Below are 495 nucleotides of genomic sequence, written 5' to 3' on the forward strand. Positions count from 1 at the left end.
ATCTGAAATTGGTCTGTTGACCGGTGGTAAAACTTTCCTTAACTGTGATTCTCTGAATCCTAAACTGTATCTCATAATTGAATATCTCCTTAAAAAGTTGATGCTTCAACTATGTTGACACATAGGGCCTCCATCTCGGATGTATTGATTCCCGGACAATTCGAAAATCTATCAATCGGGGTTATTCCGCAATGGAGAGAGCCTCCCTCTCATTGGCTGAAAAACTATCTCATTTCTCCCAAGAGAATCACATTTCCTCGCTCTCTCCAGATACATCCTTATTTTCCTGTTTTCAGGGCCTGGTAGCGGGCTTCAATCAATTACAGGCGCAACTTCATGGTGGAGAGGCCTTTTATCTGCAACAGAAGCTTCATTATTTCATCGGTATGAACTGGCCTCAAAATGGAGATGAGAAAACATCGGTTTATGCCTCCGATTTTCCTTTTGGACTTGATACAAGTTAGGAGACTGCACCAACAGGAGGATAAACAGTGG

The 495-nt window shown here is 42.2% G+C and carries 1 protein-coding gene; it reads left to right on the plus strand.

Going from position 1 to position 495, the window contains the following annotated elements; all coding sequences use genetic code 11:
• The first annotated feature begins 212 nt into the window (after positions 1 to 212).
• Entirely contained in the window at positions 213 to 464 is a 252-nt protein-coding gene (locus DV872_RS26260; RefSeq protein WP_147283293.1) for a hypothetical protein, read from the plus strand.
• The last annotated feature ends 31 nt before the right edge of the window (positions 465 to 495 follow it).

The organism is Oceanispirochaeta sp. M1, from assembly GCF_003346715.1.
In the GTDB taxonomy this organism is placed as follows: domain Bacteria; phylum Spirochaetota; class Spirochaetia; order DSM-2461; family DSM-2461; genus Oceanispirochaeta.